The organism is Amycolatopsis pretoriensis, assembly GCF_900107925.1.
In the GTDB taxonomy this organism is placed as follows: Bacteria; Actinomycetota; Actinomycetes; order Mycobacteriales; family Pseudonocardiaceae; genus Amycolatopsis; species Amycolatopsis pretoriensis.
Map to the genome: position 1 here is coordinate 1,383,245 of NZ_FNUJ01000001.1, position 23,098 is coordinate 1,406,342.

24 protein-coding genes are annotated in these 23,098 nt (G+C 71.4%); 9 read left to right on the plus strand and 15 right to left on the minus strand.

Annotated features, from left to right (window positions below; genetic code table 11):
• Window positions 1-15: 15 nt before the first annotated feature.
• A complete protein-coding gene (locus BLV96_RS06480; protein ID WP_086673939.1) occupies window positions 16-2,829 on the plus strand; it encodes an aconitate hydratase in 2,814 nt (937 codons plus the stop codon).
• 71 nt (window positions 2,830-2,900) lie between these two features.
• Entirely contained in the window at window positions 2,901-3,704 is an 804-nt protein-coding gene (locus BLV96_RS06485; RefSeq protein WP_086673941.1) for an alpha/beta fold hydrolase, read from the plus strand.
• Here BLV96_RS06485 and BLV96_RS51520 read toward each other — a convergent pair.
• The 3 genes from BLV96_RS51520 to BLV96_RS06495 all read right to left on the minus strand — a co-directional run bounded on the left by BLV96_RS51520 (window position 3,701) and on the right by BLV96_RS06495 (window position 4,592).
• Window positions 3,701-3,883: a hypothetical protein gene (locus BLV96_RS51520; protein ID WP_425266166.1), complete on the minus strand. Its 183-nt coding sequence runs from the start codon at window positions 3,881-3,883 to the stop codon at window positions 3,701-3,703. The two genes, BLV96_RS06485 and BLV96_RS51520, sit on opposite strands and share 4 nt — an antisense overlap.
• Window positions 3,802-4,182 carry an MgtC/SapB family protein gene (locus BLV96_RS06490; protein ID WP_244180064.1) on the minus strand — a complete coding sequence of 127 codons (381 nt, stop codon included), beginning with the start codon at window positions 4,180-4,182 and terminating at the stop codon, window positions 3,802-3,804. Before BLV96_RS06490 ends, BLV96_RS51520 begins: the two co-directional genes overlap by 82 nt.
• A gap of 200 nt (window positions 4,183-4,382) precedes the next feature.
• The gene (locus BLV96_RS06495) at window positions 4,383-4,592 is read right to left on the minus strand and encodes an alpha/beta fold hydrolase (protein ID WP_244180065.1); all 210 of its coding nucleotides are present in this window, start codon (window positions 4,590-4,592) and stop codon (window positions 4,383-4,385) included.
• Between the two features lie 121 nt (window positions 4,593-4,713).
• Between BLV96_RS06495 and BLV96_RS06500 the strand changes: the two genes are divergently transcribed.
• The gene (locus BLV96_RS06500; RefSeq protein ID WP_244180066.1) at window positions 4,714-4,851 is read left to right on the plus strand and encodes a TetR/AcrR family transcriptional regulator; all 138 of its coding nucleotides are present in this window, start codon (window positions 4,714-4,716) and stop codon (window positions 4,849-4,851) included.
• Between the two features lie 45 nt (window positions 4,852-4,896).
• Here the strand turns inward: BLV96_RS06500 and BLV96_RS06505 are convergent, their stop codons facing one another.
• From BLV96_RS06505 to BLV96_RS06535, 7 genes are all read right to left on the minus strand, one after another.
• Window positions 4,897-6,501 (minus strand): alpha/beta hydrolase, encoded by a 1,605-nt coding sequence (locus BLV96_RS06505; protein ID WP_086673943.1) that lies wholly within the window; start codon window positions 6,499-6,501, stop codon window positions 4,897-4,899.
• Between the two features lie 141 nt (window positions 6,502-6,642).
• Complete coding sequence (locus tag BLV96_RS06510) at window positions 6,643-7,065, minus strand: nitroreductase family deazaflavin-dependent oxidoreductase (RefSeq protein WP_086673945.1); 423 nt, start codon at window positions 7,063-7,065, stop codon at window positions 6,643-6,645.
• 46 nt (window positions 7,066-7,111) lie between these two features.
• A complete protein-coding gene (gene egtD / locus BLV96_RS06515; RefSeq protein ID WP_086673947.1) occupies window positions 7,112-8,089 on the minus strand; it encodes an L-histidine N(alpha)-methyltransferase in 978 nt (325 codons plus the stop codon).
• The gene (gene egtC / locus BLV96_RS06520; protein WP_086673949.1) at window positions 8,086-8,904 is read right to left on the minus strand and encodes an ergothioneine biosynthesis protein EgtC; all 819 of its coding nucleotides are present in this window, start codon (window positions 8,902-8,904) and stop codon (window positions 8,086-8,088) included. Before egtC ends, egtD begins: the two co-directional genes overlap by 4 nt.
• Window positions 8,905-8,908: 4 nt before the next feature.
• Complete coding sequence (gene egtB / locus BLV96_RS06525) at window positions 8,909-10,246, minus strand: ergothioneine biosynthesis protein EgtB (RefSeq protein WP_086673952.1); 1,338 nt, start codon at window positions 10,244-10,246, stop codon at window positions 8,909-8,911.
• Window positions 10,243-11,505 (minus strand): glutamate-cysteine ligase family protein, encoded by a 1,263-nt coding sequence (locus BLV96_RS06530; RefSeq protein ID WP_086673954.1) that lies wholly within the window; start codon window positions 11,503-11,505, stop codon window positions 10,243-10,245. The genes egtB and BLV96_RS06530 overlap by 4 nt, the downstream gene beginning before the upstream one ends.
• A gap of 120 nt (window positions 11,506-11,625) precedes the next feature.
• Entirely contained in the window at window positions 11,626-12,552 is a 927-nt protein-coding gene (locus BLV96_RS06535; protein WP_086673955.1) for a LysR family transcriptional regulator, read from the minus strand.
• Window positions 12,553-12,674: 122 nt separating this feature from the next.
• On the opposite strand from BLV96_RS06535, the gene BLV96_RS06540 reads away from it, so the two are divergent.
• A complete protein-coding gene (locus BLV96_RS06540; protein WP_086673957.1) occupies window positions 12,675-13,874 on the plus strand; it encodes a Glu/Leu/Phe/Val dehydrogenase dimerization domain-containing protein in 1,200 nt (399 codons plus the stop codon).
• Between the two features lie 48 nt (window positions 13,875-13,922).
• On the opposite strand, the gene pip is transcribed toward BLV96_RS06540, so the two are convergent.
• The 5 genes from pip to BLV96_RS06565 all read right to left on the minus strand — a co-directional run bounded on the left by pip (window position 13,923) and on the right by BLV96_RS06565 (window position 18,102).
• The gene (pip, locus tag BLV96_RS06545; RefSeq protein WP_086673959.1) at window positions 13,923-14,864 is read right to left on the minus strand and encodes a prolyl aminopeptidase; all 942 of its coding nucleotides are present in this window, start codon (window positions 14,862-14,864) and stop codon (window positions 13,923-13,925) included.
• 78 nt (window positions 14,865-14,942) lie between these two features.
• Entirely contained in the window at window positions 14,943-15,671 is a 729-nt protein-coding gene (locus tag BLV96_RS06550) for an ESX secretion-associated protein EspG (protein ID WP_086673961.1), read from the minus strand.
• A gap of 35 nt (window positions 15,672-15,706) precedes the next feature.
• A complete protein-coding gene (locus BLV96_RS06555) occupies window positions 15,707-17,071 on the minus strand; it encodes a WXG100 family type VII secretion target (RefSeq protein ID WP_086673963.1) in 1,365 nt (454 codons plus the stop codon).
• A gap of 3 nt (window positions 17,072-17,074) precedes the next feature.
• On the minus strand, window positions 17,075-17,704 hold the full coding sequence (locus BLV96_RS06560; RefSeq protein WP_086673965.1) for a DUF3558 domain-containing protein: 630 nt from the start codon (window positions 17,702-17,704) through the stop codon (window positions 17,075-17,077).
• Window positions 17,701-18,102, minus strand: a complete 402-nt coding sequence (locus BLV96_RS06565) for a hypothetical protein (protein WP_086673967.1) — start codon at window positions 18,100-18,102, stop codon at window positions 17,701-17,703. The genes BLV96_RS06560 and BLV96_RS06565 overlap by 4 nt, the downstream gene beginning before the upstream one ends.
• Before the next feature lie 186 nt (window positions 18,103-18,288).
• Here BLV96_RS06565 and BLV96_RS06570 point away from each other — a divergent pair, with 186 nt between their 5' ends.
• The 5 genes from BLV96_RS06570 (at window position 18,289) to BLV96_RS06590 (ending at window position 23,043) form a co-directional block, all read left to right on the plus strand.
• Window positions 18,289-18,870 carry a TetR/AcrR family transcriptional regulator gene (locus BLV96_RS06570; protein WP_086673969.1) on the plus strand — a complete coding sequence of 194 codons (582 nt, stop codon included), beginning with the start codon at window positions 18,289-18,291 and terminating at the stop codon, window positions 18,868-18,870.
• A 23-nt stretch (window positions 18,871-18,893) separates the two neighbouring features.
• Window positions 18,894-19,454 (plus strand): TIGR03086 family metal-binding protein, encoded by a 561-nt coding sequence (locus BLV96_RS06575; protein ID WP_086673990.1) that lies wholly within the window; start codon window positions 18,894-18,896, stop codon window positions 19,452-19,454.
• 333 nt (window positions 19,455-19,787) lie between these two features.
• Window positions 19,788-21,125: a hemolysin family protein gene (locus BLV96_RS06580; protein WP_086673970.1), complete on the plus strand. Its 1,338-nt coding sequence runs from the start codon at window positions 19,788-19,790 to the stop codon at window positions 21,123-21,125.
• Window positions 21,122-22,165: a hemolysin family protein gene (locus tag BLV96_RS06585; protein ID WP_086673971.1), complete on the plus strand. Its 1,044-nt coding sequence runs from the start codon at window positions 21,122-21,124 to the stop codon at window positions 22,163-22,165. The genes BLV96_RS06580 and BLV96_RS06585 overlap by 4 nt, the downstream gene beginning before the upstream one ends.
• Window positions 22,162-23,043 (plus strand): 3-methyladenine DNA glycosylase, encoded by an 882-nt coding sequence (locus tag BLV96_RS06590; protein ID WP_086673974.1) that lies wholly within the window; start codon window positions 22,162-22,164, stop codon window positions 23,041-23,043. Before BLV96_RS06585 ends, BLV96_RS06590 begins: the two co-directional genes overlap by 4 nt.
• The last annotated feature ends 55 nt before the right edge of the window (window positions 23,044-23,098 follow it).

Sequence of the window (23,098 nt, forward strand, 5' to 3'; positions counted from 1 at the left end):
CCACTGGAGTTAGACGTGACCGCACCTGCCAGCAAGGACAGCTTCGGCGCCAAAGACACGCTGAAGGTCGGCGACGCCTCGTACGAGGTGTTCCGCCTGAACAAGGTCGAAGGCGCCGAGCGCCTGCCGTACAGCCTGAAGATCCTGCTCGAGAACCTGCTGCGCACCGAGGACGGCGCGAACATCACCGCCGACCACATCCGCGCGCTCGGCTCGTGGGACCCGAACGCCGAACCGTCGATCGAGATCCAGTTCACGCCCGCCCGCGTGATCATGCAGGACTTCACCGGCGTGCCGTGCGTGGTCGACCTGGCCACCATGCGCGAGGCGGTCACCGACCTCGGCGGCGACCCCGACAAGGTCAACCCGCTCGCCCCGGCCGAGCTGGTCATCGACCACTCGGTGATCATCGACGTCTTCGGCCGCCCCGACGCCTTCGAGCGCAACGTCGAGATCGAGTACGAGCGCAACCGCGAGCGCTACCAGTTCCTGCGCTGGGGTCAGGGCGCCTTCGACGAGTTCAAGGTCGTCCCGCCGGGCACCGGCATCGTGCACCAGGTCAACATCGAGCACCTCGCGCGCACGGTGATGGCCCGCAACGGGCAGGCCTACCCCGACTCGTGCGTCGGCACCGACTCGCACACCACCATGGTCAACGGCCTGGGCGTGCTGGGCTGGGGCGTCGGCGGCATCGAGGCCGAGGCCGCCATGCTGGGCCAGCCGGTGTCGATGCTGATCCCGCGCGTCGTCGGCTTCAAGCTGACCGGCGAGATCCCGGCCGGCGTCACCGCCACCGACGTCGTGCTCACGATCACCGAGATGCTGCGCCGCCACGGCGTGGTCGGCAAGTTCGTCGAGTTCTACGGCGAGAGCGTGTCCGCGGTGCCGCTGGCCAACCGCGCCACCATCGGCAACATGAGCCCGGAGTTCGGCTCCACCGCGGCGATCTTCCCGATCGACGAGGAGACCGTCCGCTACCTGAAGCTGACCGGCCGGTCCGAGGAGCAGGTCGCGCTGGTCGAGGCCTACGCCAAGGAGCAGGGCCTCTGGCACGACCCGTCGCGCGAGGCGTCCTACTCCGAGTACCTCGAGCTGGACCTCTCGACGGTCGTCCCGTCGATCGCCGGCCCGAAGCGCCCGCAGGACCGCATCGAGCTGTCGGACGCGAAGTCGTCGTTCCGCAAGTCGATCCACGACTACGTGGACGGCGAGGACACCACGCCGCACACCAAGATGGACGAGGCCTCCGAGGAGTCCTTCCCGGCCAGCGACGCCCCCTCGCTGTCGTTCGCCGAGGACGACGCCGCGCCGGTCACCTCATCCGCCGCGAACGGCGCGTCGGGCCGCCCGAGCAAGCCGGTCAAGGTGTCCACCTCCGACCGCGGCGAGTTCGTCCTCGACCACGGCGCCGTCGTGATCGCCTCGATCACCTCGTGCACCAACACGTCGAACCCGTCGGTCATGCTCGGCGCCGCGCTGCTCGCGCGCAACGCCGTGGACAAGGGCCTCGCGGTGAAGCCGTGGGTCAAGACGTCGATGGCGCCGGGCTCGCAGGTCGTCACCGACTACTACACCAAGGCCAACCTGTGGCCGTACCTGGAGAAGCTGGGCTACCACCTGGTCGGCTACGGCTGCACCACGTGCATCGGCAACTCCGGCCCCCTCTCGGACGAGATCTCCGCGGCGATCCAGGAGAACGACCTCACCGCGGTTTCGGTGCTCTCGGGCAACCGGAACTTCGAAGGCCGGATCAACCCCGACGTGAAGATGAACTACCTCGCGTCGCCGCCGCTGGTCATCGCCTACGCGCTGGCCGGCACGATGGACTTCGACTTCGCGAACCAGCCGCTGGGCCAGGACGCGCAGGGCACCGACGTCTTCCTGAAGGACATCTGGCCGACCGCGCAGGAGATCCAGGAGACCATCGACTTCGCGATCACGCAGGAGATGTTCTCGAAGGACTACGCCGACGTCTTCGACGGCGGCGAGCGCTGGAAGTCGCTGCCCACCCCGGAGGGCAAGACCTTCGAGTGGGACGCCGAGTCCACCTACGTCCGCAAGCCCCCGTACTTCGAGGGCATGACGCCGGAGCCGGCCGCAGTCACCGACATCTCCGGCGCGCGCGTGCTGGCGAAGCTGGGCGACTCGGTCACCACCGACCACATCTCCCCCGCCGGCGCGATCAAGCCGGGCACCCCGGCCGCGCAGTACCTCACCGAGCACGGCGTGGAGAAGAAGGACTTCAACTCCTACGGCTCGCGCCGCGGCAACCACGAGGTGATGATCCGCGGCACGTTCGCGAACATCCGGCTGCGCAACCAGCTCCTGGACGACGTGCAGGGCGGTTACACCCGCGACTTCACGCAGGACGACGCGCCGCAGGCGTTCATCTACGACGCGGCCCAGAACTACGCGGCGGCGGGCACCCCGCTGGTCGTGCTGGGCGGCAAGGAGTACGGCTCCGGCTCGTCGCGCGACTGGGCGGCCAAGGGCACCTCGCTGCTGGGCGTGCGCGCGGTGATCACCGAGTCGTTCGAGCGCATCCACCGCTCGAACCTGATCGGCATGGGCGTCATCCCGCTGCAGTTCCCGGCGGGCGAGTCGGCCTCGTCGCTCGGCCTGGACGGCACCGAGACGTTCGACATCGCGGGCATCACGGCGCTGAACGACGGTGACACCCCCCGCACCGTGCACGTCACGGCCACCAAGGCCGACGGTACGAAGGTGGAGTTCGACGCGGACGTCCGCATCGACACCCCGGGTGAGGCGGACTACTACCGCAACGGCGGCATCCTGCAGTACGTGCTGCGGAAGATGACGCAGGCGTAAGGGTTACTGCTTTCGGAGGGCCTCCCCGTCATCGCGACGGGGAGGCCCTCCTTTTCGCTACCGTGGAAACCATGGGGGAAATCGAGCTCGGCGACGGCTTCCTGTCCTACGAAGAACACGGACGCGGCCGGCCGCTGGTCTTCCTGCACGCGGGCGGGATGAACCGGGCGATGTGGGACGAGCAGTTCGCGCGGTTCGCCCGCGACCACCGCGTGATCCGGTACGACGCCCGCGGCAGCGGCGACTCGTCGAACCCGCCGGCGCCGCCGGGCCTGTACTCGCACTACGAGGACCTCAGGAAGCTCCTCGACGCGCTCGACGTCGAGCACCCGGTGCTGGTCGGCTGTTCCTTCGGCAGCCGGGTGTTCCTGGACTTCGCCGTCGCCCATCCCGGCCGCGCGGCCGGGCTGTTCCTCAGCTCGCCGGGCATCAGCGGGATGGAGTTCCGCGACCCGTACATCGTGGCGCTGCAGGCGGAACAGACCGAAGCGGCCAACGCCGGTGACGGCGCGAAAGTCCTGGAGTGCCTGCTGCGGATGTGGGTCGACGGCCCGCACCGGCAGCCGGCCGACGTCGACCCCGCGGTCCGGCAGTTCTGCCAGGCCATGGTGGTGGAGAACTTCGTGAAGGGCCACGGCGCGCCGGACCTCGGCGTCGAACTGGGCGCGATCCGGCGGGTCGCGGAGATCCGGGACCGCGCGCTGCTGGTCACCGGCGATCTTGATTCGACGGACATCTTCGCCGTGGCCGACCTGGTCGACCGGAAGGCGCCGCACGCGCGCCGGGCACGGGTGCCCGGCGCGGCGCACATGGTGAACCTCGAGCAGCCCGCCCGGTTCGACGCGCTGCTGCGGGAGTTCCTCCACACCTGTTAGGCCGGCACGGCTTCCCAGCGGACGCTCGACACCGACGGCTCCAGCGAAAGCCGGGACACCGCCGACTCCATCTGGGCGTCGTCGCGCTGGTCGCCGATCAGCTCGGCGCGGACCTCGACCGTGCGGTCCTCGCGATCAGCCCGGCCCCGGCGAGCGCCCCGACCGCGGCCGAGCACCACAGCGTCGCCGCGGTGTTGAGGCCGCGGACGTTCAGGCCGTCGCGCAGGATGACGCCGGCACCGAGGAACCCGATGCCCGAGACGATCTGCGCCGCGACCCGCGTCGGGTCGGCGTCGCCGCTGGAGCTCAGCCCGCCGAAGCCGTGCGCGGACAGCAGCACGAACAGCGTCGCGCCGACCGCGACCAGGGCGTTGGTGCGCAGCCCGGCCATCCGGGCGCGGAACTGGCGCTCGATCCCGATGACGGCACCCAGGCCGACCCCGGCGCCGACGCGCAGCAGCATTTCGAAGATGGTCATGATCCCGCTCTTTTCCGGCGTGCGCGCACTGCCGGACAGGGGAGACCGGATCAGCCCCGCCGGAAACCTCCGGTGAGAGCACGCCCGGTCGTCCCGTGACTGTCCGCTGGCATGTGCCGCTCACCTCGCTTCCGGTGCTCGTGGTTGATCAACCCGTCCACTGTAGCGCCGGGGCCGGACTCCGGCGCCTGTGATGATCGCTACGCCCAGTGCCGGCGCAGGTGCGGGACGAGGTCTCCAGGGCGCTCGTCGGGGAAGAACAGCTTGGCGCCGGGCACCTCGACGACGTCGGTGACGCCGGGGACGACGTCACGGAACCGGTAGGCCCACTCGAGGCCGAAGTTCGGGTCACCGGTCCCCCACACGAGCAGCGTCGGGAAGCGGAACTCCGTTATTCGTTCCGACGCCATGGACGAACAGCGTCACCGGTCCTTCGCCGACGTCGGTGTAGCTCACGTCGCCGGACGTCGTCGACCCGCGTCCGCGCTGGTCCTCCCAGGTTCGCAGGTCCATCGGAGGCAGCCGACCCGCATGAACAAGAAGATCGACCGGGGTCAGGCGACCCGCGAGCACCTCGTCGCGGTCGCGACCGGCCTGTTCACCGAGCACGGCTACGACGACACGTCGGTCGAGGCCGTCCTGCGCGCCGCCGACGTCAGCGGCACGTGAAACAGGCCGGGGCGACAACGCCACCCCGGCCCGTTTGCGTTGCTGCTAGGAGGTTTCGAACGGCTGGACGTTCGGCTGGAACACCTGGCCGTTCGCCGGCACCTTGAGGTCGGTCAGGTAGTCGGCCACGGCCTTGTCGACGCCGAGGGCGTCACCGAGGATGCAGTGGCCGAACGCGTCGACCGACAGCAGCCGCGAGTTGCCGAGCTCGGCCGCCATCCGCTGCCCGAACCGGTACTGCGTCGCGGGGTCGTAGAAGTTGCTGACCACGACGACCGGGACGTCGGTCTTGGCCCGCCACGGGCCGCGGTAGACGTCCGGCTTCTTCGCCGGCCACACCGGGCAGCCCGCCGTGTCGGCGAACGCCTGGTAGCGGCCGAAGGTGCGCGACTCGCGCTCCCACTTCGCGGCGATGTCCGGCACCTGCTCCTGCTTGATCTTGAACGGCTTGTCGGAGCAGTTGACGGCGAAGTACGAGTCGTCGCTGGTGTACGGGCTGTCCGGGTTCTGGTCGGCCAGGCCCTGCTTGCCGCCGGTGAGCACCTTCAGCTGCTTGGCCTGCAGCGTCTGCGCCTGCGCGCCCGCCGGGTGGAGGACGTTGTACAGCGCCTGCAGGTCCTCGGCCAGGCCGGGGAACGCCCCGGGCGAGTACAGGACGCTCGAAACGCCGCCGGTGAAGCTGTTGATGTCCACCGTGCCGCCGCCGGGGATGGTGATCGGCTGCTTGCGGAGGTACTCGCGCAGTTCGTCGAACTTCGCGCGCGGGGTGCCGTCGCTGAACGCGCACTTCGCGCCCACCTGGTCACACCGCTTGAGGAAGCCGTCGAGCGAGATCTCGAAGCCCTGCGCGCGTTCCCGGTCGTACTGCACGCCGTCGCTGGTGCGCAGCGCCGGGTCGACGTTGCCGTCGATGACGATCGCGCGCGACTGCTTCGGGAACATCGAGGTGTAGGTCGAGCCGATCAGCGTCCCGTAGGAGAAGCCGACGAAGGTCAGCTTCTGGTCGCCGACGGCCGCGCGCAGCGTGTCGAGGTCGCGCACGACGTCCTTGGTGGACATGTGGTTCAGCAGCGAACCCGCGTTGTTCTTGCAGAACCGGCCGTAGTCGCGGTAGCTCGCGAGGGTGCCGGAGATCTCGGCGCGCGACAGCGGCACCGGGATCTGGGCGCCGAAGACCTCGTCGGCGTCCTCCTGGGTGGTGAAGCAGCGCAGCGGGTTGCTCTGCCCGACACCGCGCGGGTCGAACCCGACGAGGTCGAACCGGTCGAGCACCTGCGGCTGGAAGTAGTACTGCCCGCTGATCGGCATCCGCAGGCCCGAGCCGCCGGGGCCGCCGGGGTTGAGGAACAGCGAGCCGACGCGCTTGTCGGGCGTGCGGGCGGCGCGCTTGAGCAGCGCGATGTCGATGGTGCCCAGCGACGCGTTGTCGTGGTCGATCGGCACGCGGTAGCGGGCGCAGCTGTAGAACTTGACCTGGTCCGCGGGCACGCCGGCGAGGGTGTCGCTCGAGCAGGTGCCCCAGTTGACGGCGGCGGTGGCGCCGACGACGGCGGGTTTGGCGACGGTGTCTTCGGCCGCCGCCGCGGTTCCGGCCGTCCCGGCCAGTCCCACGCCGGCCACGAGCGCCCCCACCAGTGCGAACGACCGCACCCGGCCCTGTGTGGATCTCGGCAAGACGTCTCCTCCCTTGGTGACGCATGAGCCGCGCGGTCGAGCCGTCACGGCGCGTTACCCGGGAGAGACTGGCACAAAGCGGTGAATACCGGCACCGGCCGAACGGATGGTGGGAACCTACCCGGCAACCGGGGTGAGCAGGAAAACCGGTAACCGGCGGCCGGCTTCCTGCTGCTCCATCGCGTACCCGGGCCAGAACCCGAGCAGCTCCCGCCACATCGTGTCGTACTCCTCGCCGTGCAGCTCGCGCGCCACCACCTCGCCCGGCCGGCCCTTGAGCGCGACCTGCGCCTTCGGGTTCGCGCGCAGGTTCAGCGCCCACGCCGGGTCGTGCGGACGGCCCCAGTTCGACGCCGTCAGGACCAGGTCGGCGCCGTGCGGGAAGTACAGGAGGTTCGTGCTGCGGAGCTGCCCGCTCTTGCGGCCCGTCGTCGTGAGCCGCAGCGACGGCAGGCCGGCGAGGGCCACCAGGCTCACCCGGCCGCCGAACGCTTTGTGCAGTTTCTTGTCCGCCCACACCACGGCCCCGGCCGTGCGCATCAGCCACGGCCGGGTGCCGAGGGCCCGGGCGAGTGCCCGGAGAGGATTAGCCACGCACCGATCTTGCCAGGCTCACCCCGAACCGCTGCTGGGAGTCGGTCCACCAGCGGTCCAGCGCGAACCCGGCCGCGGCCAGCTCCTCCTCGACGCCGGCGGGCCGGAACTTGGCCGAGATCTCCGTCCGGATGTGCTCGCCCTCGGCGAACTCCACCGTGAGATCCGCACCGGGGATGTCGACGGTCAGCGCGCGCCGGGCCCGCAGGCGCATCTCGATCCACTCGTTCTCCGCGTCCCAGTGCGAGACGTGCTCGAACTCGTCGACGTCGAAGTTCGCGCCGAGCCGGGTGTTGATCACGCGCAGCACGTTCTTGTCGAACTCACCGGTGACGCCGGCGGCGTCGTCGTAGGCGCGTTCGAGGATGCCCGGGTCCTTGACGAGGTCGGTGCCGAGCAGCAGCCACTCCCCCTCGTCGAGCACTTCGCGCACCGAGCGCAGGAAGGCCGCGCGCTCGGCGGGCAGGAAGTTGCCAATTGTGCCGCCGAGGAACGCCACCACCCGCGGCTGGCCGCCGGGCAGCAGGTCGAGGTGCTGGGTGAAGTCGCCGACGACCCCGCGGACGGTCAGGCCCGGGTAGTCCTTCGAGATCGCTTCGGCGGCCTCGGCCAGCGCGGACTCGGACACGTCCAGCGGCACGAACGCCTCCAGCGTGCCGTGGCCGGTGAGCGCGTCGAGCAGCAGCCGGGTCTTCTCGCTCGACCCGGACCCCAGCTCGACGAGGGTGTGCGCGCCGGTCAGCTGCGCGACGTCGCCCGCGTGCGCGGCCAGCACCTCGCGCTCGCTGCGGGTCGGGTAGTACTCCGGCAGCTGGGTGATCTTCTCGAACAGCTCGCTGCCCTCGGCGTCGTAGAACCACTTGGGCGGCAGCCACTTCCGCTCGGCCGTCAGCCCGGCGACGACGTCCGCGCGCAGCTCCGCGGTGACGGCGTCGCCGGAACGGTGGTGGTCGAGGTCGATCTCGGTCATGAACGCTCCTGGGTCAGGGGAAGCAGGTCGACGCCGGCCGCGGTGGCGCGCACGGCGTGGTGGTCGGGGACGGGCCGCCAGCGCGGGTCGCCGTCCAGGGGTTCGGACGCGAGCCACACGTTGCTTCCGGGGGTTCCGGGTGGCGGAGCCCCCGGCCCGGGGCGAAGCCCCGGCACAACACTGCCGGCCGGGGTCTCCAGCACGGACAGCGCGTGCGTCCAAGTGGTGCCGATGAGGGTCGAACCGTCGGTGAGCAGGAAGTTGAGCCGGGAACCGGGCGCGGCCGCTTCGACGGCGAGGGTCAGCTCCGCCACCGCCGCCAGCGGGTCTTCGCCCGTGGCGAGCCGGGCGCGCAGCAACGCCCAGAGCACCACCGAGTCCGTCGGCGCCTCCAGCGTCAGCAGCTCGGTGACCGGCAGGGTCTTGGCCAGTTCGGCCAGCGCGTCCGGGTAGCCGCGGACGACGCCGTTGTGGCTGAACAGCCAGCGCCCGGCGGTGAACGGCGCCGCGGCCGCTTCGGTCACCGGCAGGCCGGTGGTGCCGTTGCGCACCGCGGCGACGAACGCACCCGAGGTCACCGCCGCGGCCAGCGGCGGCAGCGTCTCGTCCGTCCACAGTGGAGTGGACCGGCGGTGGCGCAGCGGGGGCGAGCCCGGGCCGGGGTACCACCCCAGCCCGAACCCGTCCGCGTTGACCGAACCGCCGCCGCGCATGTCCGCCGGTGCGTAGGACTGCACCAGCAGGGCGTGCGGGGCGCGGAAAACCGCCTCGGCGGGCGAAACCGGCTCGCCGAGGTAGGCGAGGTGGCGGCACATGCGCCTAGCCCACCTCGCCGGGTGCCGCGTCGCGGGCCGTCCGGAAGCCCGCGAAGATCTGCCGCCGGATCGGGTAGTCCCAGTTGCGGAACGTGCCCCGGATCGCCGCCGAGTCGGTGCCGAACGAGCCGCCGCGCAGCACCTTGTACTCGGGTCCGAAGAAGACTTCCGAGTACTCCCGGTACGGGAACGGCGCGAAGCCCGGGTAGCCGTGGAAGTCGGTGCTCGTCCACTCCCAGACGTCGCCGATCAGCTGGTGCACGCCGGTCGGCGACGCGCCCGCCGGATACGCCCCCGCCGGTGCGGGGCGCAGGTGCCGCTGGCCGAGGTTGGCGTGCTCGGCCGACGGTTCCCCGTCACCCCACGGGAACCGCCGCGACCGGCCGGTCGCCGGGTCGAACCGCGCGGCCTTCTCCCACTCCGCCTCGGTCGGCAACCGCCGCCCGGCCCAGGCCGCGTACGCCTCGGCTTCGAAGTAGGAGACGTGCACGACCGGCTCGTCGGCGGGCACGCGCTCGTAGACGCCGAACGCCGTCCGCCACCAGCCGTCCTGCTCCCGCTTCCAGAACCGCGGCGCGGTGATGCCGTGTTCGGTGCGGTAGGCCCAGCCCGCCGGGCTCCACCAGCGCTCGTCGTCGTAGCCGCCGCTGTCGAGGAACCGCGCGTAGGCCCCGCCCGTCACCGGGACGGTGTCCATCCAGAACGCGCCGACGGCGAGCTCGTGCGCCGGGCGCTCGTTGTCCAGCGCCCACGGCTCGGCCGACGTGCCCATCGTGAACGCGCCACCCGGGACGAGCACCTCGGCGGGCAGGGTGCCCGAGCGGGCCGGCGGCGGCGCCGGCGCGTGCAGCACCGGGTCGCCCCGGCGCAGCTGGTGGGTGGCCAGCATGGTCTCGTCGTGCTGCTGCTCGTGCTGGGTGATCATGCCGAACGCGAAGGCCTGTTCGGTCAGCCGCCGACCCTCCATCGGCGCGTGTTCCAGCACGTCGAGCGCCTTTTCGCGGACCTGCTTGACGTACGCGCGCGCCTCGGCCGGGCCGAGCAGCGGCAGTTCCGGCCGGTCGGCGCGGGCGTGCTGGAACGCGTCGTAGATGTCGTCGATGTCCGGGCGCAGCGGCTCGCGGCCGCCGACGTCGCGGACCAGCCAGAGCTCCTCCTGGACGCCGATGTGCGCGAGGTCCCAGACCAGCGGCGACATCAGCTTGGAGTGCTGGCGGACCAGGTCTTCGTCGTCCACGGCGTCGGTCAGCGCCACGCTGCGCGCCCGCGCCCGGGTCAGTGCTTCGGCCGCCCGGGCACGCAGGTCCTGCGCGCTCAGGTCACCCAGTGCTTCCGTGCTCATGCTTCGCTCCTCGATCGGTACGCGCGCCCCTGCACGCTCTCGCTGATCTCGGTGATCGACTCCGCCGCCAGCCCGGTCACGCCCAGCTCGGCGCAGCCGAGGTCGGCCAGCGCCGCCGCGACGGCCGCCAGGTCCGCATCGGCCAGTCCCCGCCGCGCCGCGTCGGTCCACCGGTCCGCGACCGGGGCGCAGACCGCCCGCACCTTGTCCACAGTGGACGGCCGGGCGAGCAGCGCCGAGACCAGCGCGACCGGCGCCAGCCACTCGTCCGGCGGTTGCGCGTCGAGGTACCGGATCTCCAGGTAGCCCTGGGGCCGGACCGGGGTGAACATCGTGGTGAGGTGGTAGTCGAGGTCCGCCGCCGTCGGCTTCGGCAGCAGGGCGGCCGCGCCCTTGCCGTCGATCCAGTCGGCGAAGGTCAGCCCCTCCGGCGCGTCCCACGGCCGGTCGCCGCGGGGCAGCACCATCAGCGGGGTGTCCATCAGGCGCTCGGCCCACCACCCGGCGGGGTCGTCGTCCGCGACGCCGGACGTGCGCGTGCGGACCGCCTCCGTGTCGTGCACCGCGAGCCAGCGGGCGGAGGCGTGTCCCGTGTCCTGTCCGGCGTGGACGCGGGAGTTGGCGAAGAGGGCGAGCAGCGGCGGGCCCATCGCGTGGGCCGCCGCCCAGCGGGCCGCGTAGTGCTCGGGCTCCCCCGCGTCGACGCAGACCTGCAGGCCCGCGGTGCTGCACATCATCGTGAGGCCACCGGGACCGATCGGCGCGAACCGCCGTTCCATCGCCGCGTAGCGCGGGGTGTGCAGGACCCGGCGTGGCGCGCGGTGGGCGTCGATGCCCGTTTCGCCCAGCACGAGATCGTGCCGGGCGAGGCGGTCACGCAGGTGGTGGAGGTCGGCCGTGACGACTGCGTCGAGATCGCGCAGGGAGGCCTGGGGAAGAGCCGAGATTTCGACCTGGCACCCGGGTTCGAGGCTCACTGGTGAACCGGCCGGGAGCGGCGAAGCGGGGCTGTCGGGGCGGAGCGTCCGCGGGGTGTGCGGACCCAGCGCCGTGGCTAGGACGTCGGGATCGAGGGGTCTGGCCGGGTCGTCGGCATGGTGCACGGTGAATTCCAGCTCCACGCCGGTCAGGCGGGGTGGTCCGTGCTTGAAACACACCGATGCTACGTACGCTTCACCGGCCGCGCGGTCCGCCAGGACCCGCGCGGTGCGGTTCGACGCACTCCCCGACTTCTCGGGAAAACGGTGCACCGCTGTCATGTCCGTTCCTGTTCCGTGTGGTGGAACTTCTTGACTTCGGACGCTACACGCGGGGTACGACAAAATCAGGCCGCATCTTGCGGTGCAGGACGGGTTCACCACTCCGTAAGAAGTCCCGGATCAGGGCAAAGCGGACTCCGTGCCCAGGCCGAGCGAGGCCGCCGAAGCCCGCACGGCCTCGATCACCAGGTGCAACGCGGGCCGCCGGAACGCGGTGCGCCGGTAGGCGATCGACACCGTCCGCAGCAGTGGCGTGGTGAGCGCGACGACGTCGATGCCGGGTGGCCGCAGCAGCCGCAGGCCCAGGTCCGAGACGAGCGTGACGCCGAGCCCGGCGCCCACCATCGCCATCGCCGTGGACTGCTCTTCGACCTCGTGGTTGATCTTCGGCGCGAAGCCGTGCCGCTGGCAGGCCGTGCGCATCGCCCGGCCGAAGTGGGACTTCGGGCTGGCCAGGATCCACGGGTGCTCGGCGAGTTCGTCGAGGGAGGCCGAACCGGACGGCACCGCGCCCCGCGGCACCGCCGCGTGCAGCCGCTCCACCGCCACGACGGCGCGTTCCAGCCCGGCGTCCCACGACGTCGGCGCGTCCGAGTAGTCGATGACGAACGACAGGTCGAGCGTGCCGTCGCGGACCGCGTCGGCGGTGTCCTCCGGCGCCAGCTCGCGCGTGCGCACCTCGATGCCGGGGTGCTCGCCGGCGAGCGCGGTCAGCGCCGTCGGCAGCAGCCCGGAGGCCACCGACGCCCAGACGCCGGCGGTCAACCGGACCGTGCGCGCCTCCTGTGCTTCTTCGAGGGCGAGCGTCGCCCGTTCGACGGAGCCGAGGATCTCCTCGGCGTGCTCCGTCAGGAGGTTGCCCAGTTCGGTCAATTGGACGCGGCGGCCGAGCCGTTCGAACAGCTTCGCGCCGACGTCGCGCTCCAGCTGCGCGAGCTGCTGCGAGACCGCCGAAGCGGTGTAGTGCAGCGAAGCGGCCGCTGCCGTCACCGTGCCCCGGCGGTGCAGCTCGCGCAGCATCCGCAAGCGGTGCAGCGAAAGCTCCATACACCAAACCTAAACGAGATCGTGCAGGTTCGTTAAATGGACGCGGGCGCCGGGCCGGGCGCACCCTCGTGGAGGCGGCCCCGACGAGCCGCCCCGGACTTCCCTGGAGGTGAGTGGCCCTGATGACCCCGCGCAACGCCGAGCCGCTGATGCGGCTCACGTGGACCGATCCCATTACCGGCGCGCACGGCTACCTGGTCGTGCACAGCCTGGTCTCCGGCGTCGCCACCGGCGGCACCCGGATGCGGGCCGGCTGCACGATGAGCGAGGTCGAGGACCTCGCCCGGGGCATGGCCAACAAGACCGCGACCTTCAACCTGCCGGTCGGCGGGGCGAAGGGCGGCATCGACTTCGACCCGAAGGACCCGCGGGCGTTCGGCGTGCTGAAGCGGTTCTGCGCGTTCCTGCGGCCGTGGCTGGACGCGCACTGGGTGACCGCCGAGGACCTCGGCGTGCCCCAGCACCTGATCGACGAGGTGTTCGCCGAGCTCGGGCTGGAGCAGTCGTACCACGCGGCGATCGGCCGTTCGGCGGATCCCGCGCGCACCCTGCGGCGCGTCCAGGCCGGTCTGAACGCGCCGGTGCCGGGCGGCCTGCTGCTCGGCGACGTCGTCGGCGGCTACGGCGTGGCGCAGTCCTGCCTCGGCGTCGCGGCGGCGTGGGACTGGGACGTCCGCGAAACGACCGTGGCGATCCAGGGCATCGGCACCATGGGCGGCGGCGCGGCCTGGTACCTGCACGAAGCCGGGATGAAGGTGGTCGCGGTGGCCGACGCCGCGGGCACGCTCTACGACCCCACGGGGCTCGACGTGCCGGCGTTGCTGGAGCTGCGCGACCGCTTCGGCGAGGTCGACCGCTCGCGGCTGCCCGAGGGCGTGCGTTCGCTGCCCCGGGAGACGGTCGTCGGCATCGACGCGGACATCTTCGTGCCGGCCGCGATCTCCTACGCGCTGCGGACGGACAACGAGAACCTCGTCAAGGCCTCGGTGGTCGTCGAAGCGGCCAACGCGGCGACGACGCCGGAAGCCGAGGCCGCGTTGTCGGCCCGTGGCGTCGCGGTGGTGCCGGACTTCGTCGCCAACGCGGGCGCGGCGGCGTGGGCTTGGTGGCTGCTGCTGGGCGAGGTCGGCGCGGACCCGGCCGACTCGTTCCTGCGGCTGCGCACCGAGATGCAGTCGAAGGTGGCGCTGCTGCTGGCCGAGTGGAACATGGACCGGCTGCCGCTGCGCATCACCGGGCTGAAGCTGGCCGAGGCGAACCGGGTCCGCCGGGCCGAGGCCGCGCTCGCGCCGGAGGGTGAGCCGGGGCTGCTCATCCCGTGAGCCGGGGGTTCCGCGCGGCGCCTCGGGTGGGGGCGCCGCGCGGTTCCTTCACCGCGCGAACCGGTCGGTCGCGCCGACGAGCACGTCCTGCATCGGAGCGTCCTGCGTGGAGTGCCCGATGTCGTCGAGCATGACCAGCTCGCTGCCCGGCCAGCCGTGGTGCAGCAGCCACGGCGTGCCGACGATGTTGCTCGTGTCGAGCACGCCTTGCGCCAGCACCGCGGGGATGCCGGCGAGCTTGCCGAGGTTGCGCAGGATCTCGCCGTCGGGCACGAAAGCGCGGTTGCTGAAGTAGTGCGTGACCAGCCGGGCGAAGCAGAGCCGGTAGGCCGGGTCCTCGAAGGACTTGTGCGCGGGCACGCCCGGGAGCATGGCGTCTTCCCAGGCGCACCAGTCGTTCGCGGCCTGGTGGTGCACCTCGGGATCGGGGTCCATCAGCAGCCGGTGGTAGGCGGCGGACAGGTCGCCGTCCCGCTCGCTTTCCGGCACTCCCTGGCGGAACTTCTCGAAGGCCTCCGGGAAGTACGCCCCGAGCCCGCGGATGAGCATTTCGATCTCGATGAACCGGTCGGTCGCCAGGCCCATCAGGACCATCTCGCTGACCCGCTCGGGGTGGCGCAGCGCGTAGGTCAGGCTGAGCACCGATCCCCAGGATCCGCCGAACAGCAGCCACTTCTCGATGCCGAGCCGGGTGCGGAGGAGTTCGAAGTCCGCGACGAGGTGGTCGGTGGTGTTGGCGGACAGGTCGGCGACGGGCGCGCCGGCGTGCGGGGTGCTCCGGCCGCACCCGCGCTGGTCGACGAGCACGACCCGGTAGCGGGCCGGGTCGAAGTAGCGTCGCAGGTTCGTCGAGCAGCCGGTGCCGGGGCCGCCGTGCACGACCAGCGCCGGTTTCCCGTCGGGGTTGCCGCAGGTCTCCCAGTAGATCTCGTGCCCGTCGCCGACGTCGAGCAGGCCGTGCTCGTAGGGCTCGATCTCGGGGTACAGCATCAGCGCGTCCTTCCACCCGGAATACAACAGCGCTGTCACATTAGCCGGTGGGCCAAGCCGACGCTCGGTCTTTTCGCCTCAGACCAGGGCGCCGGCCAGCTCCGTGAGCGTCTCGGCCAGTTCGCGCGGGCCCGCCGGGCCGATGTGGATGACGGCGTCGTCGCCCACGCCCGAGGTGTAGCTGAGGTAGCGGCCCCAGTCCGTGTCCGCGTAGTGCAACGGCTGCTGCAGGCAGGTGTGGCGGCCGACGTCGTCGCGGCGGCCCACGTAGAGCTCACCGCTGCCCGACACCGGCCGCTGCACCAGGCTGACGACATCGGCGACCGCCGGGGCGAGCGGGTACGCCTCCTGGCCACGACGAGCGGCCTCGGTCAGGTCCGCCACCCGGACGGTGCGCGGGTGGCCGCCGCCGGCTCCCACCGGCGGCAGCTGCTCGACGAGCGACTCGGCGAGCCGGTTCCGGTCGATCTCCTGGACGCCGACGTGCGTCCCGTCGGAGACGGCCAGGACCGCCTGAAGCCCCTTCGCCGCGGCGAGCACGCCGTAGGTCTGGCCGTCGACCCCGACCCAGCCGTAGCACTCCCGCGCCGGGCTGACCAGCAGCGGCAGCCAGTCGAGGAAGTCGACGGCGGCGCGGCCGCGCGAGTCGACCAGGCCGGCCTCGGCCAGCGCGGCTTCGACCCGCTTGTCCGCCTCGGCGCGCTCCTCGTCCGAGAGCCACAACGGCTCCGGACGGAGGGTGATGTGCAGCTGACCGACCTGCTCGCGCTCCGCCAATGCGGCCAGCGCCTCGACCGGAACGTCCACCCGGCCTGTTGCCACGTCCACCCGCCTGTTCGCTTCTACTCGCCGATGACCGGCGGACTGGTCCGCTGGTCGGTGCCGAAGATCGCGTCCGGGTCCGCCTCGATCAGGAAGTCCGGCCGCTGGTGCTCATCATCTTCCTCGCCCTCGCCCCGGCGCCCGCCGGCACCCATCGGGCCCATCTGCCCGGAGCGTCCCGCGGCCGACCGCGCGGCGGCGGCCTCCGCGGCGGCCGCGTTGCCGAGGCTGCCCATGCCGGAACCGCGGCCACTGCCGAGGCCCCGCTCCCCCGCGGCACCGCTGCCACCGCCGGCGCCGGTACCGCCGCTCCCGCTGATCGGCCGGCCGTTGGAGTCCAGCAGCCGGCTCCCGGCGTTCCCGCTGGTCGGGCCGCGTCCGCCGGTGCTCGAGCTGGGGTCGTTGCCGAAGGTGTTCGAGTAGTTCTGGCCGCCGCCCCCACCGGTGCCGGTGGGGTAGAAGTCGATCCCCCCGGTCCCGGGCGGCGTCTTGCCGGGCCGGTCGGTGGTCGGCCGATCGGTGGTCGGCCGATCGGTGGGCAGCTGCGTCGTCGTCGGCCAGGTCGTGTTGGTCGGCCGGGTGGTGTCCGTGGGCCGGGTCGTGTCGGTGGGGCGGCCGGTGGTGGCGGTCGGCCGTCCGGTGGTGTCGGTGGGACGGCCCGTGGTGTCGGTCGGGCGCCCGGTGCCGTCGGTCTGCCCCGGCTTGTCGGAGCCACCGGTGTGCGTGGTGTCGACGCTGGTGGTCGAGGTGCTGTCGTCCCCGCCGGGGTCGTGGCCACCACCCTCGGGGTACCACTTGTTCTTGTCGGTGCCCTCGATCTGCCCGGGCGGTTTCGGCTTGTCCACGGCGATCGCGGCACCGTCGGACTCGAGGATGCCGTAGTCGGTGGGGAGCGCGTTCCGGGTGCTGTCGGTGACGCTGCTGTACTGGTCCATCACACGGACGTTGGTTTCGTTGGCCGCGTTGTACTTCGCGATGCCGGCCTGGTAGTCGTCGATGTCGTCCTTGGCCATGAAGGGCCCGGCGATCGGGATGGCGGCTTTGAGCCCCACGCTCCACGGGCTCGGCTTCTCCGGCTTCGGCGGGATCTCGACGACCGAGCTGCTGGAGTGGTCGAACGCGGTCGCCTGCGAATCGACCGACGCCTTGGTGACGTCCAACGGCTGGGCGGTTTCGGCGAAGGCCTGCTCGAGCGGGCCGGCCCCGGCGTTCGCGGCGTCGGCCGCGTCCCCGGTCCAGGCCTGCTTCATCCGGTCCTGCAGGGACTTGATGCCCTGCGCGCGGTCCAGGTAGGCGTTGGAGAGGTTGGCGACCTCGTCGGCGGCGGTGCGCAAGCCGGACGTGTTGCCCTGTCTGAAGTTGTCGTAGATCTGCTTGCCGTCCACTCGTCATGCCCCCTTGAGTGTGGTGATGATCGCGGCCGCCACCTGGCTCGCCGCGGCGCAGGAATCGTCGGCGCCTTCGTAGCCGCCGGAGTGCACGGCGATGACCAGGTCGTCGGCGACGCCCATGTCCAGGCTGCAGAAGCCGTTCGGCCGCCGGTCGCGCTTGTCGACGTAGACCGCCGGGTAGCCCGCCACCTCGGGAGCGGGCTCGAGGAACGGGTATTGACCGGTTTCGTGCGCCGTGTAGAGCCCGGCCAGGCCGCCGGCGCCCCGATCGCGGTTGCCCGTGGCGATGATGACCACCATGCTCTGGCCCTCACCGCGGATCTGCCAGCCGCAACTGGGGCCGGCCGCGCCGAGCCCTTCATCTCGCTGCTGAGCCGTGCCCGGATCGGTGAACTTGAGCGCCGATAAGGCCGGAGCCGGGACGATCGTGCAGGGTTCTGAAAGGTACTTCGACGGATCCAGCGGGGTGGCGACCTTCGGGACGTCCGGGTTGGACGACGCTCCGGACGATTGCGGCGCGCTCGATACCGGTGTCGCGGTACCCGGCTCTTCCGAGGTGCATCCGGCCAGTGTCAAGACGGAAGCGACGGCGACAACCGTCACGCGAATCGGCAGGCGCACCGTCACACCGTCCGGAACGGGTCGGCCATCCCCTGGTCCGTGGCCACGGTTTTCGTCTGCGCTTCCTTCAGCTTCTTGATGTACTCCTGCACGTACTGGCGCATCGAGTCGTTCTGGGCCTGAAGTGCCATGAGCGAGTCCATGCTCGTCGACACGTATCCGTTGCTGACGACGTCCTTGCCCGGTGCTTCCATCGCTCCCATGATGATGTCGATCCGGCGCGAGTCGTCGATGATCTTATGGAGCTCGTCTTCCCAGAGACCGATCACCGAGGCGAGCTCCTCGGGGTCCATCTGGAACTTGCCGCCCCCGCCGCCACCGCCGCCGTAGACCCGGCCGCTCTGGCCGAGGATGTCGCCACCCCAGACCGCTTGGACCGCCTGCCCGGCTTCGCCGATGATCACGCCGCGCACCTTCCCCTCAGTTCACCCACCGTGATGGTGCAAAGATTAGCCAACTGTCTCACGCCGTGTCAGCGAATCGCCGCAACGTTCCGACGATGGGGGCTTCGGTTCGGTTCCCGGGCACTCCGGGTCACAGTACGTACGTACGGATTGCGAAGTCCCGGTCCTCGGTGCCAGGATTTCAGGATGCCACGCGTAAGCCAGGATCACCTCGACGCACGCCGGCGCCAGATCCTCGACGGCTCGCGCGTCTGCTTCGCGCGCTACGGCTACGAAGGTGCCACAGTCCGGCGCCTGGAGGAAGCCACCGGGCTTTCGCGCGGGGCCATCTTCCACCACTTCCGCGACAAGGAGTCGCTCTTCCTCGCCCTCGCCGAGGACGACGCCATCCGGATGGCCGACGTCGTCGCCGAACAGGGCCTCGTCCAGGTCATGCGCGACCTGCTCGCCGGGGGCGACCACCCCGCCGACTGGCTCGGGACGCGGCTCGAGGTGAGCCGGCGGCTGCGCACCGACCCCGAGTTCCGCGCCCGCTGGGCCGAACGGTCCGAGCAGCTCACCACCGCCACCCGGCTGCGGCTGCTGCGCCAGCGCGAAGCCGGCATCCTGCGCGACGACGTCGACGTCGACGTGCTCACCGCGTTCCTGGAACTCGTCCTGGAAGGACTCGTCTCGCACCTGGCCATGGGACTGCCCGCCGCCGGGCTGGGGCCGGTGCTCGACCTCGTCGAGGAGACGGTGCGGCGGCACCGGCCCGGCACCACCTGATCAACCGTGGTCCAATGGCCCGCGTGGATCTCCTCGAGGCGCACGGCCAGGCGTTGCGGGCCTTCGGCGACGCGGTGCACGCCGTCGACGCCTGGGACCGCGGGACTCCGTGTACCGAGTGGACGGTCCGCGACCTCGTCAACCACCTCGTCGCCGAGCAGCTGTGGGCGCCTTCGCTGCTCGCCGGGGCCACTTTGGACGACGTCGGCGACCGCTTCGACGGCGATGTCCTCGGCGACGACCCGGTGTCCGCCTGGGACGCGGCCGCCGAGGCCGCGCGCGAAGCCTTCCTCGACGACGGCGTGCTCGAACGCGCGGTGCACGTGTCGACGGGGCTGCTCCCGGCCCGCGAGTACGGCTGGCAGATGACGATCGACGCGGCGGTCCACGCGTGGGACCTGGCGACGGCACTCGGCCTCCCCTGCCCGGTGACCGAGCCGCTCGCCGAACGCCTCCTCGACATCGTGCGCCCGTGGGTGGACGAGTGGCAGGGGCTGGGGATCTTCGACCCCCCGGTCCCGGTCGGCCGCGGCGCGAGCCCGACCGCGCGGCTCGTGGCCCTGCTCGGCCGGCGGCCGGGCTGACTCACCCGCCGAGGGGAGCCGAGCCGGTAGCAAAGCCCACTGAACAACCCCGCCAAGGCGCCGCGCCCGCTCACACCACCGGGCGCTCAGCACCCCGCTGGGACCGCCGTCCCGCCGGATCACCCGGCGAGGTGAGCGCGCCGACACACCGATATCCCCGCGACTCTCGCCCCGGACACGTTAAACTTGTCCGCATCGTCGCAGTCCACACCGATTTCCTCCTGGGAGTGACCGTTTCGTGCGCGCAGCGCAGTCACCTGGTGACAGTACCGAGCCGGGTGACCGACCCGGCTGTCCGATAGGTTCATCCCCCGCCGACCGGGCGGGTGCGGAATGACCCAAATCCTCTTCGCCGTGCTCGGCGTCCTGCTCTTCGTGCTGCTGACCGTCGGCACCGGGCTCGCGGTCGCCGCCGAGTTCTCGCTGACCGCGCTCGAACGCAGCACCGTCGACGCCAACGTCCGGCAGGTCGGCGACCGGCGCGCCCTGACCGTGCAGAAAGCCCACCGGACGCTGTCCTTCCAGCTCTCCGGCGCCCAGGTCGCGATCACCCTCACCACGCTGATCACCGGTTACCTGGCCGAGCCGCTGATCGGCGAGCTCGTCCGGCCGCTGCTCACCGGCGTCGGGCTGCCGGAAGGCTTCGCCGGCGGCGCGTCGATCGTGCTCGCCCTGGTCATCGCCACCTCGCTGTCGATGATCCTCGGCGAAATGGTGCCGAAGAACCTCGCCATCGCCCGGCCGCTGCCGACCGCGCGGGCCGTCGCCGGGTACCACTCGCGGTTCTCCGCGCTCTTCCGCTGGCTCATCACGCTCATGAACAACAGCGCGAACTTCCTCGTGCGCAAGTTCGGCATCGAGCCCCAGGAAGAGCTGCGGTCCGCGCGGTCGCCGCAGGAGCTCGGCTCGATCGTGCGCTCCAGCGCCGAAAGCGGCACGCTCGACACCTCGACGGCGGAGCTGCTCGACCGCTCGCTGCGGTTCGGCGACCGCACCGCGGAGGAGCTGATGACCCCGCGCGTGCAGCTGGAGTCCCTCTCCATCGACGACACCATCGAGGACCTCATCGACCTCTCGCGCCGCACCGGGTTCTCGCGGTTCCCGGTGCACGCCGAGGACCTCGACGACGTCCGCGGCGCCGTGCACGTCAAGCAGGCCTTCGCCGTGCCCGCCGCCGACCGGGCCGCCGTGCCGATCGGCTCGGTCATGCGGCCGGTGCCGACCGTGCCCGAGTCGCTGCCCGGCGACGACCTGCTCAACCGCCTGCGCGACTCCCGCTTCCAGCTCGCCATCGTCGTCGACGAGTACGGCGGCACCGCCGGGCTGGTCACCCTGGAGGACGTCGTCGAGGAGATCATCGGCGACGTCCGCGACGAGCACGACGACCACGAAGGCCCGGCCTCGCAGCAGGTCGGCACCGACAGCTGGCTGGTCTCCGGGCAGCTGCGCGCCGACGAGGTCACCGACGTCACCGGGTTCCGGATGCCGGACGGCGACTACGAAACCATCGCCGGGCTGATCCTCGAGCGGCTGGGCAAGATCCCCGCCGAGGGTGACGCCGCCGAGGTCGACGGCTGGCGGCTCACCGTGACCACGATGGACAAACGCCGGATCGCCGAGGTCGAAGTCGCGCCGGTCCGCGCCGAAGAGCCGGCGGAGGTGGCCTCGTGAGCGACTGGCTGAACATCGCCCTCGTCGTGCTCCTGCTGCTGACGAACGCCTTCTTCGTCGGCGCGGAGTTCACGCTGATCTCTTCGCGGCGGGACAGGCTCGAAGCGCTGCTGGAGCAGGGCAAGACGCGCGCGAAGATCGTCATCAACGCGAGCAAGCACGTCTCGCTGATGCTCGCCGGCGCGCAGCTGGGCATCACCATCTGCTCGCTGCTGCTCGGCCGCCTCGGTGAGCCCGCGGTCGCGCACCGGCTCTCGGCGTTCTTCGACCTGCTCGGTCTGCCCGAAGCGCTGCTGCACCCGATCTCGTTCGCCATCGCGCTGGCGTTCATCACCGTGCTGCACGTCCTGATCGGCGAGATGGTGCCGAAGAACCTCGCCATCGCCGAGCCCGAGCGGCTCGCGCTGTGGCTGGTGCCGGTGCACGTCGGCTGGGTCAAGATCGCCAACCCGTTCATCTGGCTGCTGAACTTCGTCGCCAACTCGCTGCTGCGCGCGGTGAAGGTCGAGCCGAAGGACGAGCTGGAGACGGCGTACACCTCCGACGAGCTGGCCGAGCTGCTGAGCGAGTCGCGCCGGGAGGGCCTGCTGGACCAGTCCGAGCACCGGCGGCTCGCCCAGACGCTGTCCTCGGTGGAGAAGACGGTGGCCGACGTGCTGGTGCCGACGGCCGAGCTGACCACGCTGCCGTGCGGGCCGACCGTCGGCGACGTCGAGCGGGCGGTCTCCTCGACCGGCTTCTCGCGGTTCCCGGTGTGCACCGACGACGGGCGGCTGACCGGCTACATCCACGTCAAGGACGTCCTGGAGCTGGCCGGGCACGACCCGGCGACGATCGTGCCCGACGCGAAGACGCGCCCGCTCACCGAGCTGCGCGCCGACGCCCGGCTCGACGTCGCGCTTTCGGCCATGCGCAAGGAGGGCAGCCACCTGGCGCGGGCGCTCGACACGGGCGGCAACGCCGTCGGCGTCGTGGCGCTGGAGGACCTCGTCGAGGAGTACGTGGGCACGGTGCGCGACGGAACCCACGTCGGCGCATGACGAGTGTCGAAGTGCTCGCCGAACCGGACTGGCTGGCCCGGGAGGCGGCGCACGCCGAGCGGACGCGGCGGTGGACCGGTCCGCACCAGGAGCGGCGCTCGCGCGGCGAGAAGCACCCGGTGCTGGACTTCCTGTTCACCTACTACTCGTACCGGCCCTCGCACCTGGAGCGGTGGCAGCCCGGGCCCGGCGTCGCGCTCGCCGGGCCCGCGGCGCGGCGGTTCCTGGACCGCAAGGGGTACGTCTCGACCGGCGACGGCGTCCTGCTCGATCCCGCGGCCTTCACCGAAGGCAAGGCGCGGACGGCCGAGTTCGTCCTCGCCCTGCTCACCGCGACGGCGTCGCGCGCGCCGCGGCTGAGCTGCTTCGGCCTGCACGAGTGGGCCATGGTCTACCGCGAGCCGGCCGGCTCGGTGCGGCACAACCAGGTGCCACTGCGGCTCGGGTCGGCGGGCACGGACGCTGTCGTGGAGGCACTGGACGTCCGCTGCGGGCACTTCGACGCGTTCCGCTTCTTCACCGCCGACGCGCGGCCGCGCAACGAGCTGACGCCGTCGCGGGAGACGCAGGTCGCACTCGAGCAGCCGGGGTGCCTGCACGCGAACATGGACCTGTTCAAATGGGCTTACAAGCTCGATCCGTTCGTGCCCGCCGAGCTGGTGGCGGACTGCTTCGAGCTGGCCGTGGAGATCCGGACGCTGGACATGCGGGCGAGCCCGTACGACCTGGCCGGGCTCGGTTATCCGCCGGTGCGGATCGAAACGGCCGAGGGCCGGGCCGAATACGCCCGGGCGCAGGGTGGGTTCGCCCGGCGCGCGGCACCCCTGCGTGCTCGGCTGATAGCGCACTGCCATCGCCTGGTCAGAGCAGCACCCTGAGCACGCTCCACTGTGAGTCAGATTATTCTCTCTCCGATACTCACCTGTTAGGGTG

Excerpts from the sequence above, each read along its gene's own strand:
- BLV96_RS06485 (WP_086673941.1), top strand. The coding sequence starts at position 2,901 with ATGGGGGAAATCGAGCTCGGCGACGGCTTCCTGTCCTACGAAGAACAC.
- BLV96_RS06490 (WP_244180064.1), bottom strand. The coding sequence starts at position 4,182 with ATGACCATCTTCGAAATGCTGCTGCGCGTCGGCGCCGGGGTCGGCCTG.
- BLV96_RS06495 (WP_244180065.1), bottom strand. The coding sequence starts at position 4,592 with ATGGCGTCGGAACGAATAACGGAGTTCCGCTTCCCGACGCTGCTCGTG.
- BLV96_RS06500 (WP_244180066.1), top strand. The coding sequence starts at position 4,714 with ATGAACAAGAAGATCGACCGGGGTCAGGCGACCCGCGAGCACCTCGTC.
- BLV96_RS06510 (WP_086673945.1), bottom strand. The coding sequence starts at position 7,065 with ATGCGCACGGCCGGGGCCGTGGTGTGGGCGGACAAGAAACTGCACAAA.
- egtD (WP_086673947.1), bottom strand. The coding sequence starts at position 8,089 with ATGACCGAGATCGACCTCGACCACCACCGTTCCGGCGACGCCGTCACC.
- egtC (WP_086673949.1), bottom strand. The coding sequence starts at position 8,904 with ATGTGCCGCCACCTCGCCTACCTCGGCGAGCCGGTTTCGCCCGCCGAG.
- egtB (WP_086673952.1), bottom strand. The coding sequence starts at position 10,246 with ATGAGCACGGAAGCACTGGGTGACCTGAGCGCGCAGGACCTGCGTGCC.
- BLV96_RS06530 (WP_086673954.1), bottom strand. The coding sequence starts at position 11,505 with ATGACAGCGGTGCACCGTTTTCCCGAGAAGTCGGGGAGTGCGTCGAAC.
- BLV96_RS06535 (WP_086673955.1), bottom strand. The coding sequence starts at position 12,552 with ATGGAGCTTTCGCTGCACCGCTTGCGGATGCTGCGCGAGCTGCACCGC.
- BLV96_RS06540 (WP_086673957.1), top strand. The coding sequence starts at position 12,675 with ATGACCCCGCGCAACGCCGAGCCGCTGATGCGGCTCACGTGGACCGAT.
- pip (WP_086673959.1), bottom strand. The coding sequence starts at position 14,864 with ATGCTGTACCCCGAGATCGAGCCCTACGAGCACGGCCTGCTCGACGTC.
- BLV96_RS06570 (WP_086673969.1), top strand. The coding sequence starts at position 18,289 with ATGCCACGCGTAAGCCAGGATCACCTCGACGCACGCCGGCGCCAGATC.
- BLV96_RS06580 (WP_086673970.1), top strand. The coding sequence starts at position 19,788 with ATGACCCAAATCCTCTTCGCCGTGCTCGGCGTCCTGCTCTTCGTGCTG.
- BLV96_RS06590 (WP_086673974.1), top strand. The coding sequence starts at position 22,162 with ATGACGAGTGTCGAAGTGCTCGCCGAACCGGACTGGCTGGCCCGGGAG.